Raw genomic sequence first — 15,159 nt, 5'->3', positions numbered from 1 at the left:
GTTACGTCGGCAGCGCGTCGAGCGCTTTCTGCAACCGGGCTATCGAGGACCCGACTCCCAGCTTGGTCGCCAGCTTCGCGGTGCGTTGCGGGTCGTCGGCCACCAGCGGTAGCGCGTCGGTCGGCGTCGACAGGCTGACGGGCGCGTCGGTTGCCACCCGCACCACCTGCCCGGCGGCCTCGATGTAGTCGGCCGCACCCAGCAGTTTCGAGCGCAAACCCTTGGCCATCTTCGATTTCGGATCGTGGGCGGCCGCCAGGATCCGTTCCAGCGACCCGTGCTGAGCCAGCAGGGTTGCCGCCGTCTTCTCACCGACACCCGGGACGCCCGGCAGGCCGTCGGAGGGATCGCCGCGCATCAGCGCGAATTCGGCATAGGCCGGCCCCGCCCGATGCTCCGGCACGCCGTAGTGTTCGGCGACCTCAGGCGGCCCGAACAAAGTGGCCTTGGTCAGCCCACGGCCCAGGTAGAGCACCCGGACCGGGACCGGATCGTCGGAGACCACCTGCAACAGATCGCGGTCGCCGCTGACCACCACCACCGGGTCACGGCGTTCGCGGGCGGCCAGCGTGCCGAGCACATCGTCGGCCTCGAAGCCTTCGGCGCCCGCGGTCGGGATCCCGAAGGCGTCCAACAGCTCCATGATCATGTCGATCTGCGGTGTCAGCTCGTCGGGGACCTCCTCGACGTCCGGCTCGCCCTCGGGCTCCGGCTGCGCAACGCGATGCGCCTTGTAGGAGGGGACGAGGTCCACCCGGAACTGCGGTCGCCAATCCAGGTCCAGGCACACCACCAGCCGGCTGGGGCGTTGCCGGTTGATCACCACGGCCATCGAGTCGATGAAGCCGCGCACGGCGTTGACGGGCCGGCCATCGGGGGCGGTGATCGAGGACGGCACCCCGAAATACGACCGGAACCACATGCTGGCCCCGTCGAGTAGCAATAGCGGCGCGGACATGCTGGCTATCCTGCCAGCGCCGAAGCCAACCGGTTAGCCTGGCTGCCATGGAATCTCATCGGTTCGGCGCCGGGGTGTATGCGAGCCGGCTGGCGGCGGCGGCCGCCGCGACCGCTGACGCGGGCTTGTCCGGGCTGGTGATCACCCCCGGCTACGACCTGCGCTACCTCGTCGGGTCGCGGGCCCAGACGCTCGAGCGGTTCACCGCGCTGGTTGTTCCGGCGTCCGGCGACCCGACGGTGGTCGTCCCGCGGCTCGAGCTGGCATCGCTCAAGGGGTCGGCCATCGCGGAACTGGGTCTCGCGGTGCGGGATTGGGTCGACGGGGACGACCCTTACCAACTGGTCGGCGCGACGTTCGGCGGCGGTCCGGCGGCGACCGCCGTCACCGATTCGATGCCGGCCCTGCATCTGCTGCCGCTGGCCGATGTGCTCGGGGTGCTGCCGGTCCTTGCCACCGACGTGATGCGCACGCTGCGGATGGTCAAGGAGGAGGGCGAAATAGACGCGCTCCGCAAAGCAGGCGCGGCCATCGATCGCGTGCATGCCCGGGTGCCGGAGTTCTTGGTCCCCGGCCGCACCGAGGCCGACGTGGCTGCCGACATCGCGGAAGCGATTGTCGCCGAAGGGCATTCGGAGGTGTCGTTCATCATCGTCGGCTCCGGGCCGCACAGTGCCGACCCGCACCACGGCTACTCGGACCGCGAACTGCAAGTCGGTGACATCGTCGTCGTCGACATCGGCGGGGCCTACGAGCCCGGCTATCACTCGGACTCGACGCGCACCTACAGCATCGGTGAGCCGAATTCCGAAGTGGCACGGCATTATTCGGTGCTGCAGTGTGCCCAACGCGCGGCCGTCGAGGCGGTCCGTCCCGGCGTGACGGCCGAGCAGGTCGACGCGGCCGCCCGGGATGTGCTGGCCGACGCCGGGCTGGCGGAGTATTTCGTGCACCGCACCGGCCACGGTATCGGTCTCTCGGTGCATGAGGAGCCCTACATCGTCGCGGGCAACGACCTGCCGCTGGCCGCGGGCATGGCCTTCTCCATCGAGCCGGGCATCTATTTCCCGGGCCGATGGGGCGCGCGTATCGAAGACATCGTCGTCGTGACCGACGACGGCGGCCTGGCCGTCAACAATCGGCCCCACGAACTGATCGTGGTGCCCGCGGCTTAGCGTCCGGACCTCTCCGGCGCGTACGTTTGGGCTTGATGTCACTTCTGGATTTGACTCTCCTTCCGCTTCGCATCGCACGCCACATCGCCGACACGCTGGTGCATCCCGCGGCGACGGCACCCACGCCACCGGCTGAGCTCGTCGTGGCCGGCGGGATGCCCGAGGGTGTGCCGCCGGCGGCCCTGCGCCCGGAGCCGCGACTTCCGGCGCCGTCGGGATGGCCGTTCGGCGAGGACTTTCCACGGACTTGTGGCACCGGCCGCGTTGCCGGCGGTGCCCTCTTTTGGACGGACTTCCTGTACGACGACCACGGCGCGACCGGCCTGCCGATCGGCGACCTGAAGGTGCAGGCGCCGCCGCGCGGCACCTACGTCTATCCCGGCGGGCCCGCGGCACGCAACGGCGCCGACATCTTCCGTGTGGGAATCGGGCTCACCGCGACCGATACGTGGTGGCGGATCGACTGGAACACGCTGCTGGACGCGTCCGTCCCCATCGCGCTGTTCACCTTCGATACCGGCGCCGCCAGGACCGCGCCCGAGCAGTGGCCCGCCGGGGCGGGTCTGCGCTCGGCCGGGATCGACATGGCCCTGCTCGTTTCGGGCTCTGGCGCCGCGCTGATCGACCTGGCCAACAAGTCCACGACGCCGGTACCGCACAGCGTCGACATGGGATCGCGGACGTTTCTCGCGCAGGTGCCGCGGACCTTGCTGGAGCCGGCCGGCAACTGGACGGTGCGGTTGGCGGCGGGCCTGGCCAACGCCGCCGGTGACGGGTTCGCCGACGTGCCCGCCGAGCATGGCGCGCTGCCCGGGCAACCCAACGTATACAACGTCGCGTTCCGCACCAACGAGCAGGAGCCGCCGCACCTGAACTTCTGGTCGGATTCCGCCCAGGCCGAGGCCTTGACCCACGGCGACGTGTCGAAGTTCGTCGTGACCGTGGCGTGGGATCGGCTGGCGGCGGGCGAGACCGATGCCGAGCCGGTGATCACCGGCCCGTCGACCCGGTGGTACGTGTCCTCGGTTGAGTTGGGCCAGGGTCTTGCCGCCGACGACATCTTGAGCACCAAGCCGCAGTTCCTCGGTCGGGTGCAGCCGTATTCGGTGTGCCTGCCGTCCACTTTCAAGCCGGGCCGCAGGCTGCCGTTGACCCTGCTGCTGCATTCGCTCGCCCTCGGGCAGAGCCAATTCGCCGCCATCGACCCCCGCTTGCTGCACCAAGTATGCGAGGGTCGCGACTCGGTGGTGGTCACACCACTCGCCCGAGGCCCGTCGACGTGGTACTTCGATACCGGAGAACTCGACGTCTGGGAAGTGTGGGCGCGCGTCGCCGAACAACTGGGCACCGATCCCAATCGCACCGTGATATCGGGCTACTCGATGGGTGGCTACGCGGCGTACAAGTTCGGATTGACTTATCCGCAAGTGTTTTCGCAGGCGGTCGTGCTGGCCGGTCCGCCGGCGTGCGGGGTGCGGCTGCTTCCCGACGTCGACATCCCGGCCGACCTCGACCCGGACTCGCCCTGTGCCCGCGAGGGCGATACCTGGAAGCTGCTGGTGAACGCGCGCTGGCTGCCCTATGTCATAGCCCACGGGCTGGTCGACGAGTTGGTGCCGTTCCCGTCGGCCGCCGAGCAGGTGCTCGAACTCGACCGGCTGGGCTATCGGCACCGCTTCACCGTGTATCCGCTCGAGGATCACATCGCCTGGGTGTTGCAGGACAAGTTCGAAGACCCGATCGCCCACATGGAAACCGACTTACGGCAAGCGGATCCGGGACACATCACGTACGCGTGGCATCCGCAATTGGTGCGCGACGACCTGGGTATCGGGCCGCATCGGGTGTGGTGGCTGTCCGACCTGACCGCGGACCCGGGGGTGACGGCGCGGCGCGGGGCCATCGCCGAAGTCGATGCGCGTTCGTACGCGCGCCCGGACCCGACGCACACCGTTCGGCATCATCGCGGGTTCATCCTGAACTTCGACCCGACCCCGGGCGTGTACAGCGAACTGGACTGGCGGGCAGGCCCGTCGGTCGGTCCGCTGCCGTATCTCACGCTGCGGCTCACCGGCGTTGCCAGGATCACGGTGGATGTCCAGCGTGCCGGACTGGCCGCTCTTCAGGCATCGACGATCACGGTGGCCACCGATACCGCCGCGCGGATCACGCTGAGTGGGCTGCCTGACGGGTCCAGCGTCCAAGTCGACGGTCAGCCGGCCGGGCGAACCGTGGCGGTGGCGGTGGGACGGCACCGCATCACGTTGGCCGCACAGGCTGTTGACGAATGAGTTGTGGCTCCGTTGTGAGCGCGGCTAGCTTGGCAAAGCCATCATTGGGTGAATAGCGCCTGCGTGCGGTCTCGACGAGAATTTCGCGCGTGGCTCCGTTGTCCGTCGACCCAGAGGCCTTGTACGCCGCGGGTAGCGCGGTGGCAGCCGCTGGCGACTCTCTGGCGGCCAACCTGTCGATCTTGACGGCCGGCTTTTCGGCCCACACCGGTGTTGACCGAGCCGGCGAGGTGTTCGGCTTGACGTATCAGGAGAAGGCCGAGTCGGTGCTGAAGGCGGCCGCTGCCGCCGTCAACGCCTGCCGGAAAAGCGGGGCTGTCATACAGCAAGGCGCGTCGAACTACTCCCACGTCGATGCGGCGTCGACGCTGGGCGGCGGACGCAGTGCTTTGACGCAACCGTCCCCGCCGGCCGAGCTTGCCGCGCCCGGGCCGCCTGGGACGTGGGGGCCCGGCCAGCCGCCTCCACCGCTGTGGGCGCTCGTGCAATCGTTTGTCCTCGAGGCATGGCCCGACGGCGACGTGGCGGGTCTGCGCGCGGCTGCATCTCGTTGGCGAGCCTTCGGTGCGGCAGCTACCGGTGTGAAGGGGACTCTCAACGCGTCCAAGATGCTGTTCGACGGCCAACACATTCCTGAAGGCGAGAAGATCGACCACGCGTTGACCGAAATCGGCTCGTCGACAGCGACTATCGGCGACCTGTGCGACGCATTGGCCCGCACCATCGGCACGTTCGCGAATAAGGTCGACCACGCCCAAACCGCGATCCGGGATCTGTTGCATCGCATCGAGTCCCTGGGCGACCTCGGTCACGATGTGATGCTCATCATCGACGGCGACGCCTGGGATGAGATCAAACAGATCGTCAAGGACATCAATGCCGTGCTCCAGCATCTTGGCCAGGAAGCCAGGGCCTGCGAGGACGAGATCAAGTTCGTCATGCAAGAGGCCGATCGCGCGGTCACCACGTGCGAGAAGTACGCGCGCCGCGGGCTCGTCCAATTCCTCGGGGACGACGTCGGTAACCCCGTCGCGACCATAGCCGACACCTGGATCAATGCCCAGGAGGGCGTCCTCAAAGGTGTGGTCGGCATGGGGCTGGGCCTCGTCGACCTGAGCCCGCATTGGATCGCCGCAGATCCACAGGGTGCGGCCACCACCTGGACGGGCTTGGTGAAAAACGCCTGGAAAGAAAGCTTGATCAATGCCGCGGTCAATCCCCACGAATTCGCGGAAGCGCGGCTGCAGGAGTTGAAAGGCCTTGTGCATGCGAAGGATTGGAGTAGGGACCGTCCGGGGTTGGGCGCCGGGGAAGTCGCGTTCGACGGCCTCACGCTGATAGCCCCGGGCCTCGGTGAGGCAGGTGCGGCGGCCGACGGCGCGGGCGCCGCTGCACGTGGTGCAGGGGAAGAGGCGGAGGCGGCGGGTGGCGCTGCTGGGCGTGCCGGTGGGGCAGGCGCAGCGGGAGCGCGCGGCGCGCTGACTGACATCACCAAGGCCGGCGGCGACGTGACCAAGAACCTCGAAGGCGTTGCGGGTGATCTGCCGGAAATCAAACCGCCCACTGGCGGTACGCCAGTGGGGCTGCCAGACGGTAAGCCGCTTGGTGCACCCGTGGAGGCGACGCCACGCCCGCCCGACGCTGCACCTGGTGCGCACGAAGGACCAACTGCCGCGCCCGAGCCAACGCACCCGGACGGTCCGGGACCGGGGACTGGTCCGCACGAGCCGGTGTCTGCGCCGGCCGCACCACCAGGCCCGGGTGATGCCCACGAACCGCCCCTCGAGCCGGAGGCCGCTCCGGCGCCAGCGTCAGCGCCTCCGGGCGGCAATTCTCACGATCCGTTCTTCGCGCCGGCGGAGTCTGCGCCGACTCCGGCGGCGGGTGCGGGTGGCCCGCATGATCCGTTACCGGTGCCAGCTGAGGCCCCGTCTCCTGCGTCAGCGCCTGCAGGCGGTGGCCTGCACGAACCGGGCTCGACTCCTCCGGTAAGTCCCCATGACCCGCTGCCTGCGCCGCACAGTCCTCCCCGTGAGCCGCTTTCCGTGCCCGCGGGTGATGGGCGCGAACCCATTCCGGCTACCGCACCTGGGTCTGCTCCGCCGGCCATAGCCACCGAGCGTGTGCCGTCGAGCCTTCAACTCGCGCACGCGGGTGCCCCGGTCGAGCCCGCGCCGGTCGGTGTGAGCCCGCCAAGACCAGCACCGGCGGCTTCTGCTGCGCCTATGACTCCTGCGCCGACGGCTTCTGCGCCGCATTTCACCGCCCCGGCCGGCAGCCCCACCGAGGTGCCCGCGCCGGGTCGCGGATGGCGCGGTCCCGGCGACGGTGGCCCGCCAGACGGACAGCCGCCGCATGACGGAAGATCGAGCGGTCCCGGCGACGGCCATCCGGCCGGCGGTAAGACAGATGGGCAAACACACGACAGCGGCGGTCGGCGAGGGCATGGCGACGGGGATGCATCCGGTGACCGCGGAGATGGCCGGCCGCCCGACGGTGAGGGTCCAGCAGAACCGCACAGTGCAGATTCTCCGGGTGGCGAACGTCAGGACCCCGTGCATTCGCATGAGCCCGCTGGTGATGGATGGCACCGGTTGTCGGATGAGCCACTTGACCCGCATTATGGGGAACCCTTATCCGAACACTGGAATTACCCGTACGATCCATCAGATATGAGCCAGATAGACTCGGCAGTCAGGAAGCTGATAAAGGATCCCGAAGCCCCATTCGGGCGCGATGCACACGGTCATGCCTATTCTCAGAAAGAATACGAGGAGCGCTTCAATAAACTCGGTCCAGAAGGCCAACATTGGTATAATTTCCCCAAGAATGCTGGAGCGGTACCGGGCACGCGAGTCGCTTATTCAAACCTTCGTATATTCGTCCGAGATTATGGGGAACTTCTGGATCGTATCGGCGATGACGAAGGCGCGTATCTGGCGGTTATGGAGGATGGGCGTGCAGCGACGTGGGAGGAGCGCGGTCTTCATGTGAGTTCTCTACGAGACCCGTATAACGCATACACACTTAGTCAACTGCCCGAGAAGTGGACAATCGAAGTATCAGAGGTCGCTCCCGGGCTCGGTCAGCGTGGTGGATCGTTGCAGGTGCGGATCTTCGATGCTCAGGGTGAGTCGCGCACCATCGAGGAATTGCTTGGAAAGGTGTTGACGCGTGGTGGGTGATGTGGACATCTCGTCCGGCGTGCGAGAGTGGATACGGCTCGCCGGGATGGAAGTGATGCAAGGATCAGAAACGGATGATGGCCGGACCCTGATTTGGAACAAAGGTGGCGAACGGCGCTATTTCATCAGCGCTGTCAACGGCTATTTTGTAATCACGTCTTCCGACCGCATGGGCAGAGAAAGTTTTCATCTGGCAGCGCTGACCATCGAGCTTATCGAAAAGTACCTTTACGGCCACTTTGGCAACGCAGTGCGCAAACATCGCGGTTTGCCCCACGTTCAGAAGCCTTTCATGCGGGATGAATTAGTCCAAAAATATACGCTCGGAAAGACTGCTTTCCTGGATCGCGAGCGGGATGCACTCATAGGTCCAGGAGGGGCAACGATAGCAATTTCTGCAGATGATAGGTTAGTTGAGCTATCACATTATGTGGATGTACCAGTAGAAGGCATAGAAAAGTCTTTTCTCAATCCCGATGGTGGTCCGCTGTTCGCCCATCAGACGTGAAACGGGATCTTAAATTAGGAAGACGGCGATGAAATTCGACGACACATATTTCTCACTGGAAGATAAATACTCTATAGGTGTTGAATCGATCTCCGGCGGCTACTACGCGTCAATACCGGTCAGCAACGGCATTGTCGATTATGAAGAGTATTATCGACTTACGTCGGACCAATACTGTCGCTTTCTGGACGACCGGCGGGCCGCAATCGAGTTCATAGAGGGGTGCCGCAAAGGAGAGCACGATGACCTGCTTCTCCAAAGGCCCGGCAGTAACCGGGGAACACCTGTCTAACGGCGTAGGACAAGACTGAACGTGCGCCGAGAGGGCCGTAGAAAGGCGGAATCGGAGTAATGAGCCGGAAAATCGCCGGGAAGATCTTCTCTACTCCACAAGAAGCTGGCGTGACTCCGCCGACAGAAGAGGAGTTGGCGGAGGCGCGCAGGGGTTTCGATGAATTTGAGCAGAAAGTAAACGCTGTTGCTCCTGGCGACAGGGTGACGGACGTCTCGCCAAAGTTCTGGGATGACATTTCAGGGACCGAGTACGACCCTCGGAGAAAAGGTGGCTAAGCGGATTCCGCGTTATGGCCGGGCGAGGTAACCAATCGCAAACCCGTTACGTCTCGCCCCGGTCCAGCAATCCCGAAGACCCCAGCACTCGCTCCACCCGCACCTCGATGACCACCCGCCGCGGGTTGGGGCGCGGGGTGCGATAGCGCTGGGCGTACCGCAGCTCGGCATCGCGGACGGCGTCGCCGTCGCTGTTCACCGTGGACCGGCCCTCCAGCGACAGCCACCGCGCGCCGTCCACCTGACTGAGCACCGCCACCCCGCCGCGGTCGGCGTTCACCGCCTTCTGCGAGCCGCCAGTGGTGATGACCCGCGCGATGTGCGTCTTGGGGTCGAAGGTGAAACCCACCGCCACCACATGGGGCGAATTGTCGGCTCGCAGCGTGGTCAGCATGGCCAGATGCCGTTCGGACAGAAACGCCAGCGCATCGTCGGTGAGCCGGGTAGTGGTATTCGCCATCACCGCCCACGCTAGCGCAGGCAATAATCGCAGCCGTGGACGACACGGGCGCAGGACCAGTACTAATCCTGGGCGGACGCAGCGAGATCGGCATCGAGCTCGCGCGCCTCCTAGCGGCCGGGGCGCCGGTGGTGCTGGCGGCACGCAGGGCCGATCAACTCGACGAGCAGATCACTGCGCTCAAAGCAGCCGGCGCGACGGCGGTGCACACCGTGGAGTTTGACGCCGACGACCTGGCGTCGCACGGTCCGCTGGTCGACGCGCTCGTCGCCGAACACGGCCCCATCGCCACGGCCGTGCTGGCGTTCGGGATCCTCGGCGACCAGGCCCGCGCCGAGACCGACGCCGCGCACGCGGTGGCCATCGTGCACACCGATTACGTCGCCCAGGTCAGCATGCTCACCCACTTGGCCACCGCGATGCGCACGGCCGGGCGGGGCCGACTCGTGGTGTTCTCCTCGATCGCCGGCGCGCGGGTGCGCCGCGCCAACTACGTCTACGGCTCGGCCAAGGCCGGCCTGGACGGCTTCGCCAGCGGCCTGGCCGACGCTCTGCACGGCACGGGCGTTCGGCTGCTGATCGCTCGCCCAGGGTTCGTGATCGGGCGCATGACGGAGGGGATGACGCCCGCCCCGCTGTCCAGTACCCCCGCGCAGGTGGCCAAGGCCACCGCGCGTGCGCTGGCGAAGGGCCGCCGCACCGTGTGGATCCCTTGGGCGCTGGGGCCCGCCGCTGCCGTGATGCGGCTGCTACCGCAGTTCATCTGGCGCAGGATGCCGCGATGATCCGCGCCGGTGACGATGCAGAGCGAAGCGATGCGGAGGAGCGGCGCTCATGATCATCGTGGTCGGCATCGGAGCCGACGGAATTGCGGGCCTCGCGGAAACGTCGCGTCGTGAATTACGAAGGGCGACGGTGATTTACGGGTCGAAACGACAACTCGACCTGCTCGACGACACCATCGCCGCGCCGCGCCGGCAGTGGCCGTCCCCGATGCTGCCCGCCCTGCAGGCCCTGCGAGACCGCCACGCCGAAGACGTCCACGTGGTGGCCAGCGGCGACCCCCTCCTGCACGGCATCGGGGGCACGCTGATGCGGCTCTACGGCACCGAACAAGTCCGGGTGTTGCCGCACGTGTCGTCGGTGACGCTGGCGTGCGCGCGGATGGGCTGGAACCTCCACGACACGGAGGTGGTCAGTCTGGTCACCGCGCCGCCGCACACCGCGGTCCGCCGCGGCGGCCAGGCCATCGTGCTGTCGAAGAGCGCAGCCACGCCGAGCGAACTCGCCGCGCTGCTCGAAGCGCATGGGCGCGGTGACTCCGAGTTCACCGTCCTGGAAAACCTCGGCGGCCCAACCGAACACCGTCGTGACGGCACCGCACGTCATTGGGCAGACAGCGCACCGTCGAACGTCGACGACCTCAACGTCATCGCCATCCGGTACCTGCCCGACGAACGCCTCTCGCCCCTGCCCGACGACGCATTCCTCCACGACGGGCAGATCACCAAGCACGGCATCCGCGCGGTGACGCTCGCGGCGCTGGCCCCACGCCCGGGCGAGCGGCTCTGGGACGTCGGGGCGGGCTCGGGCAGCATCGGCGTCGAGTGGTGTTTGAGCTGGAGCGGTTGCAGCGCCGTCGCATTCGAACGTGACGAACAACGCTGCCGGAACATCGGTTACAACGCAGCGGCTTTCGGCGTCAACATCGATGTCCGTGGCCACGCCCCGGAGGCATTCGACGGGCTCGAGCCGCCGGCGGCCATCTTCATCGGCGGCGGCCTCACCCAACCCGGCCTGCTCGACGCGTGCCTCGACCACTTGCCCACCGGCGGTCGCCTCGTCGTCAATGCGGTTACCGCGGAATCCGAAGCGGCTGTGGTGCAATCATATTCGCGCCTGGGAGGTCACCTGCGACGCTTCCAGCACTATCGGGGCGAACCGCTCGGGGGCTTCACCGGATGGCGCCCGCAGATGCCGGTCACCCAGTGGACGGTGACGACATGACCGTGTATTTCATCGGTGCGGGTCCGGGCGCGGCGGACCTGATCACCGTCCGCGGCCAGCGGCTCCTCGAGCGATGCCCGGTGTGCCTGTATGCGGGTTCGATCATGCCCGACGACCTGTTGGCCCTGTGCCCACCCGGGGCGAAAGTCATTGACACCGGCCCGCTGACGCTGGAGCAGATCATCACCGAACTGCGCGACGCCGACGTCGGCGGCCACGACGTGGCCCGGCTGCATTCCGGTGACCCGTCGCTCTACAGCGCGCTGGCCGAGCAATGCCGCCGGCTCGACGCGCTGGGCATCGACTACGAAATCGTTCCCGGCGTGCCATCTTTCGCCGCGGCGGCGGCCGCGCTCAAACGCGAGCTCACTGTTCCCGGCGTTGCGCAGACCGTAACCTTGAGCCGGGTCGCCACCCTGTCGACGGCCATGCCGCCCGGTGAAGACTTGACCGTGCTCGCCCGATCCGGCGCCACGCTGGTCCTGCACCTGGCCGCAGCCCAGATCGACGCGATCGTCCCGCAGCTCATCGAAGGCGGCTACCGACCCGAAACGCCTGCTGCCGTCGTCGCTTTCGCCAGCTGGCCGCAAGAGGTGGTGCTGCGCGGCACGCTCGCTGACATCGCCGAGCGGATGCACCGGGACAACATCACCAAGACCGCCGTGATCGTCGTCGGCGACGTGCTGGCCGCCGAGGGATTCGCCGACAGCTATCTGTATTCGACCGGGCGATCGCGGGGGAGTAGGCATTGATGCGGGTGCTGCTGCTCGGCGGCACGGCCGAAGGTCGTGCGCTGGCGAAGGCACTGCACCCACGCGTCGACATCGTCAGCTCCCTGGCCGGCCGGGTGCCCGACCCCGCGCTGCCGGTCGGCCCGGTCCGCATCGGCGGATTCGGCGGCGTCGACGGGCTCCGGCGCTGGCTGCTTGACGAACGCATCGACGCCGTCATCGACGCGACCCACCCGTTCGCGGCGACGATCACAGCACACGCCGCCGAAGTCTGCGCTGATTTGCGGATCCCGCATCTGGTCCTGGCCCGCCCGGCGTGGGACCCCGGCGACGCGACGGTTGTCGAGTCGGATATCGAGGCGGCAAAAACCGTTGCGCAGCAAGCATACTCGCGCGTTTTTCTCACTACGGGACGCTCGGGGGCGCGGGCGTTCGCGGGCAGCGACGCATGGTTTCTGATCCGCGCGGTCACCGAGCCCGACCCCGCGTCGCTGCCGCGCCGCCACCGATTGGTGCTGTCCCGTGGCCCGTATCGCTACGACGGCGAGCTCGCGCTGTTGCGGGAACACCGCATCGACGCCGTGGTCACGAAGAACAGCGGCGGGCAGATGACGCGGGCGAAGCTGGATGCCGCTGCGGCAGTGGGCATTCCGGTGGTGATGGTGGCGCGACCGGTGCTGCCGGCCGGGGTGGCGGCGGTCGGCACCGTCGAACAGGCCGCCGACTGGGTAGCGGCTTTGGGCTAACCAGTCAGGTCGTCGCGCTCGGCGTCGGCGGCCAGCAGCGCGTCACGGGCGCGCGCGACGCGGGACCGAATGGTGCCCACCGGGCACCCGCACACCGCGGCGGCGTCGGCGTAGGGCAGCCCGAGCAATTGGGTGAGCAACAAGGCTTCCCGTTGCTCGGGGGTGAGGCTCGCGATCATTGTCGTGACCTCGACCAGGTCTTCGAAACCACGGGCGTGGCGGTCACCGCGCAGAACGTGTTCCGGGTCGGCCCCGAGGGCGGCGCGCGGTCGCGACTGCACGTGACGGATGTGGTCCGCCACGACGCGGCGCGCAATGGAAAGCAGCCAGGTTCGGGCACTTGACCGTCCGGAGAACCGTTCGATGGCGCCGATCGCGCGCAGGAACGTTTCCTGGGTGAGGTCGTCGGCGCTGCCCGCGTCCGACAGGTAGGTGACAAACCGCCATACATCTTGCTGGGTGGCTTTGATGAAACTCTCTAGCGCCCGATCATTCCCACGCGCGGCGGCCAACGCGAGCTCGGTAACGGCCTCGTCATCGCTGGGCGCGATCATGGCGAACCACCTTTGTTTCGCGGGCTGACTGAGTCTACGACGGCCTGTCGTAGGCGCGGCGGCGGGGTCGAGGGCGGCCCGGTTGATCGGCCAGAGGTGACCACGTCGCCGGGCAACCGGGGAGTCGGCGGGCCATCCGGCGTCGTCCGACGTGTCGGAGACGCCGGCTCTGTCCGATCGGACCCGTTCCCGCGCCACCAGCAGCGCGAACGCGAGGCCCAACAGCAAGGGCATGTGGCTGGCGATCCGCGTTGCCGTGACGTCGCCCGCGAAGGCGTCGACGACGACGTATCCCAACAGCGCGACCGAATAGACGCCCGTAATCGCCGCCACCCCAATTGCGGTGACGGGCCAGACGCCCGCGGCGACCATCGCCAGGCCCAGGGCCAGCAACCAGGCGGTGGACTCGTGCATCAGGTGCTCACCGGACATCGCGCCGTGCATGTGGCTCGACACCATCCCGAAATCGATGCCGCTGATCTGGGCGGCGGCGATCGCGACCTGGAATAGACCGACGGCGATCAGGCCCCACCGCCGGTAGTGCGAACGCAGCCAACGCATCCGACGCTGGTGTCCCGACGACTCCTCGCCGATGCTGGCCATGATCTTCGCGACCAGGTCGGGCCCGTCGGCCGGCTCGACCGTGGCCAGCCGGCGAGTCTGAGCCGCGGCGCCGATGAGCCAGGAGCGGCAACGCCGGCACGACTCGAGATGGGCGTCGACCTGCTGCGCGAGCACCTGGGGACGTTCGCCGTCCAGTCGAGCCGAAAGCGCCTCACGCGCCGCGTCACACCGCATCCCTGCATCGTTGCGCATGCCCGGTCCGCGCGCAAAGACCAGGGAAATCAAACGGCGGGAACTAAACCGTCCGGCAAACCGACCACTGAACGTCAACAGCCCCGACATTCACCGAAGAGGTATTCGTGTTCGTGCCCGAAGGCCACCGACGATGACCGCCCCGATCTGGATCGCATTCCCGCCTGAGGTGCACTCGACCTTGCTCAGCAGCGGCCCCGGACCGGGGCCACTGCTCGCCGCGGCCGCGACGTGGTCGGAGATGGGCACTCAATACGCCGAGGCGGCAGACGAACTCACCGGCCTGCTGGGCGCCGTGCAGGGCGGAGCATGGGAGGGCCCCAGCGCCGAACAGTACGTCGCGGCCCACGCTCCGTACCTGGGCTGGCTGCTTGAAAGCTCCGCCAACAGCACCACCGCGGCCGCGCTGCACGAGACGGCGGCCGGCGCTTACACCGCGGCACTGGCCGCTATGCCGACGATGCCCGAGCTCGCCGCCAACCATGCGACCCACGCGGCGCTGGTGGCGACGAATTTCTTCGGCATCAACACCATCCCCATCGCCGTGAACGAAGCCGACTATGCGCGCATGTGGGTGCAAGCGGCCACGACCATGACCACCTACCAAGCGGTCAGTGCATCCGCCCTCGCGGCGGTTCCCGTCACCGCGCCGGCACCGGCGATCGTCACTCCGGGCGCGGAGGCGAGCGTCGCGAGCGTGCAGGCCGCCGACACCCAGGCGACGCAGACCTATCCGTCCTGGCAGGACCAGCTCACGGCGTGGCTGCAGCAGTACACCAAGAATTTCGCGTGGCCGGTTTCCAAAGACCTCAATCCCGGTGGCTGGCCGTTCCCGCCGGTGCCGTTCGTCAACGGCCTGGCGTCCTTCTTCGGCCAACTGGGTTTCTCGCCGGCCCTCTCCAGCGCGCTCGGCTGGGCGATTTTCCACACGCTGATGATCTTCTGGCCCTTCATGCAGGCCGCGATCCAGATGGCCGTGGTGCTGGCGCCGATGGTCGTGTCCGTCCTGGGCGCCGCCGCGGCAGGGGGAGCGGCGGCGGCAATCACCGCGGTCAGCGTCGCGGCCCCGCTCTCGGTCCCCGCGCCGCTGCCTGCGGCCGCGCCGGCACCGGCGCCGATGGCGTCCGCGCCGAGTCCGACCATCAGCACCGCGCCGGC

At 67.6% G+C, this 15,159-nt stretch carries 13 protein-coding genes and 1 pseudogene; 10 read left to right on the top strand and 4 right to left on the bottom strand.

What is annotated here, in order from left to right:
* Nucleotide 1: 1 nt before the first annotated feature.
* Nucleotides 2–958: a 5'-3' exonuclease gene (locus A5709_RS09370; protein WP_067949674.1), complete on the bottom strand. Its 957-nt coding sequence runs from the start codon at nt 956–958 to the stop codon at nt 2–4.
* Nucleotides 959–1,005: 47 nt separating this feature from the next.
* Between A5709_RS09370 and A5709_RS09365 the strand changes: the two genes are divergently transcribed.
* The 5 genes from A5709_RS09365 (at nt 1,006) to A5709_RS27350 (ending at nt 8,409) form a co-directional block, all read left to right on the top strand.
* Nucleotides 1,006–2,133, top strand: a complete 1,128-nt coding sequence (locus A5709_RS09365) for a Xaa-Pro peptidase family protein (RefSeq protein ID WP_068119616.1) — start codon at nt 1,006–1,008, stop codon at nt 2,131–2,133.
* 35 nt (nt 2,134–2,168) lie between these two features.
* Nucleotides 2,169–4,424 (top strand): alpha/beta hydrolase-fold protein, encoded by a 2,256-nt coding sequence (locus A5709_RS09360; protein ID WP_068119610.1) that lies wholly within the window; start codon nt 2,169–2,171, stop codon nt 4,422–4,424.
* Between the two features lie 89 nt (nt 4,425–4,513).
* On the top strand, nt 4,514–7,609 hold the full coding sequence (locus A5709_RS29155; protein WP_082973830.1) for a glycohydrolase toxin TNT-related protein: 3,096 nt from the start codon (nt 4,514–4,516) through the stop codon (nt 7,607–7,609).
* Entirely contained in the window at nt 7,599–8,117 is a 519-nt protein-coding gene (locus A5709_RS27355) for a TNT antitoxin family protein (RefSeq protein WP_231972002.1), read from the top strand. Before A5709_RS29155 ends, A5709_RS27355 begins: the two co-directional genes overlap by 11 nt.
* Nucleotides 8,118–8,145: 28 nt before the next feature.
* Nucleotides 8,146–8,409, top strand: a complete 264-nt coding sequence (locus A5709_RS27350) for a hypothetical protein (RefSeq protein ID WP_082953290.1) — start codon at nt 8,146–8,148, stop codon at nt 8,407–8,409.
* Between the two features lie 324 nt (nt 8,410–8,733).
* Here the strand turns inward: A5709_RS27350 and A5709_RS09345 are convergent, their stop codons facing one another.
* On the bottom strand, nt 8,734–9,147 hold the full coding sequence (locus tag A5709_RS09345; protein ID WP_067949668.1) for a F420-dependent biliverdin reductase: 414 nt from the start codon (nt 9,145–9,147) through the stop codon (nt 8,734–8,736).
* 35 nt (nt 9,148–9,182) lie between these two features.
* Here A5709_RS09345 and A5709_RS09340 point away from each other — a divergent pair, with 35 nt between their 5' ends.
* Genes A5709_RS09340 through A5709_RS09325 form a run of 4 tightly spaced genes read left to right on the top strand, consistent with a single transcriptional unit; the run spans nt 9,183 to nt 12,631 of the window.
* Nucleotides 9,183–9,932, top strand: a complete 750-nt coding sequence (locus A5709_RS09340) for an SDR family NAD(P)-dependent oxidoreductase (RefSeq protein WP_068009429.1) — start codon at nt 9,183–9,185, stop codon at nt 9,930–9,932.
* A gap of 49 nt (nt 9,933–9,981) precedes the next feature.
* Nucleotides 9,982–11,154: a bifunctional cobalt-precorrin-7 (C(5))-methyltransferase/cobalt-precorrin-6B (C(15))-methyltransferase gene (locus A5709_RS09335; protein ID WP_067949666.1), complete on the top strand. Its 1,173-nt coding sequence runs from the start codon at nt 9,982–9,984 to the stop codon at nt 11,152–11,154.
* Complete coding sequence (gene cobM, locus A5709_RS09330) at nt 11,151–11,906, top strand: precorrin-4 C(11)-methyltransferase (protein ID WP_067949702.1); 756 nt, start codon at nt 11,151–11,153, stop codon at nt 11,904–11,906. The genes A5709_RS09335 and cobM overlap by 4 nt, the downstream gene beginning before the upstream one ends.
* Nucleotides 11,903–12,631 (top strand): cobalt-precorrin-6A reductase, encoded by a 729-nt coding sequence (locus tag A5709_RS09325; protein WP_156673202.1) that lies wholly within the window; start codon nt 11,903–11,905, stop codon nt 12,629–12,631. Before cobM ends, A5709_RS09325 begins: the two co-directional genes overlap by 4 nt.
* Here the strand turns inward: A5709_RS09325 and sigC are convergent.
* Together sigC and A5709_RS28765 are read right to left on the bottom strand one after the other, a co-directional pair.
* On the bottom strand, nt 12,628–13,185 hold the full coding sequence (gene sigC, locus A5709_RS28770; protein ID WP_231972004.1) for an RNA polymerase sigma factor SigC: 558 nt from the start codon (nt 13,183–13,185) through the stop codon (nt 12,628–12,630). The two genes, A5709_RS09325 and sigC, sit on opposite strands and share 4 nt — an antisense overlap.
* A gap of 180 nt (nt 13,186–13,365) precedes the next feature.
* Nucleotides 13,366–13,983 (bottom strand): annotated as a pseudogene (locus tag A5709_RS28765) (DUF2275 domain-containing protein); the annotation flags it as partial.
* Between the two features lie 151 nt (nt 13,984–14,134).
* Between A5709_RS28765 and A5709_RS09315 the strand changes: the two are divergent.
* Nucleotides 14,135–15,159, top strand: a 1,025-nt coding sequence (locus tag A5709_RS09315) for a PPE family protein (protein ID WP_156768002.1), incomplete at its 3' end; no start/stop codon positions are given.

Source organism: Mycobacterium sp. E1386 (assembly GCF_001672745.1).
Classification (GTDB): domain Bacteria; phylum Actinomycetota; class Actinomycetes; order Mycobacteriales; family Mycobacteriaceae; genus Mycobacterium.
The sequence above is the reverse complement of the archived record's forward strand: the minus strand, read 5'-3'. Positions and strand labels throughout refer to the sequence as shown.

Excerpts from the sequence above, each read along its gene's own strand:
- sigC (WP_231972004.1), bottom strand. The coding sequence starts at position 13,185 with ATGATCGCGCCCAGCGATGACGAGGCCGTTACCGAGCTCGCGTTGGCC.
- A5709_RS27350 (WP_082953290.1), top strand. The coding sequence starts at position 8,146 with ATGAAATTCGACGACACATATTTCTCACTGGAAGATAAATACTCTATA.
- A5709_RS09365 (WP_068119616.1), top strand. The coding sequence starts at position 1,006 with ATGGAATCTCATCGGTTCGGCGCCGGGGTGTATGCGAGCCGGCTGGCG.
- A5709_RS09335 (WP_067949666.1), top strand. The coding sequence starts at position 9,982 with ATGATCATCGTGGTCGGCATCGGAGCCGACGGAATTGCGGGCCTCGCG.
- A5709_RS09360 (WP_068119610.1), top strand. The coding sequence starts at position 2,169 with ATGTCACTTCTGGATTTGACTCTCCTTCCGCTTCGCATCGCACGCCAC.
- cobM (WP_067949702.1), top strand. The coding sequence starts at position 11,151 with ATGACCGTGTATTTCATCGGTGCGGGTCCGGGCGCGGCGGACCTGATC.
- A5709_RS09370 (WP_067949674.1), bottom strand. The coding sequence starts at position 958 with ATGTCCGCGCCGCTATTGCTACTCGACGGGGCCAGCATGTGGTTCCGG.
- A5709_RS09345 (WP_067949668.1), bottom strand. The coding sequence starts at position 9,147 with ATGGCGAATACCACTACCCGGCTCACCGACGATGCGCTGGCGTTTCTG.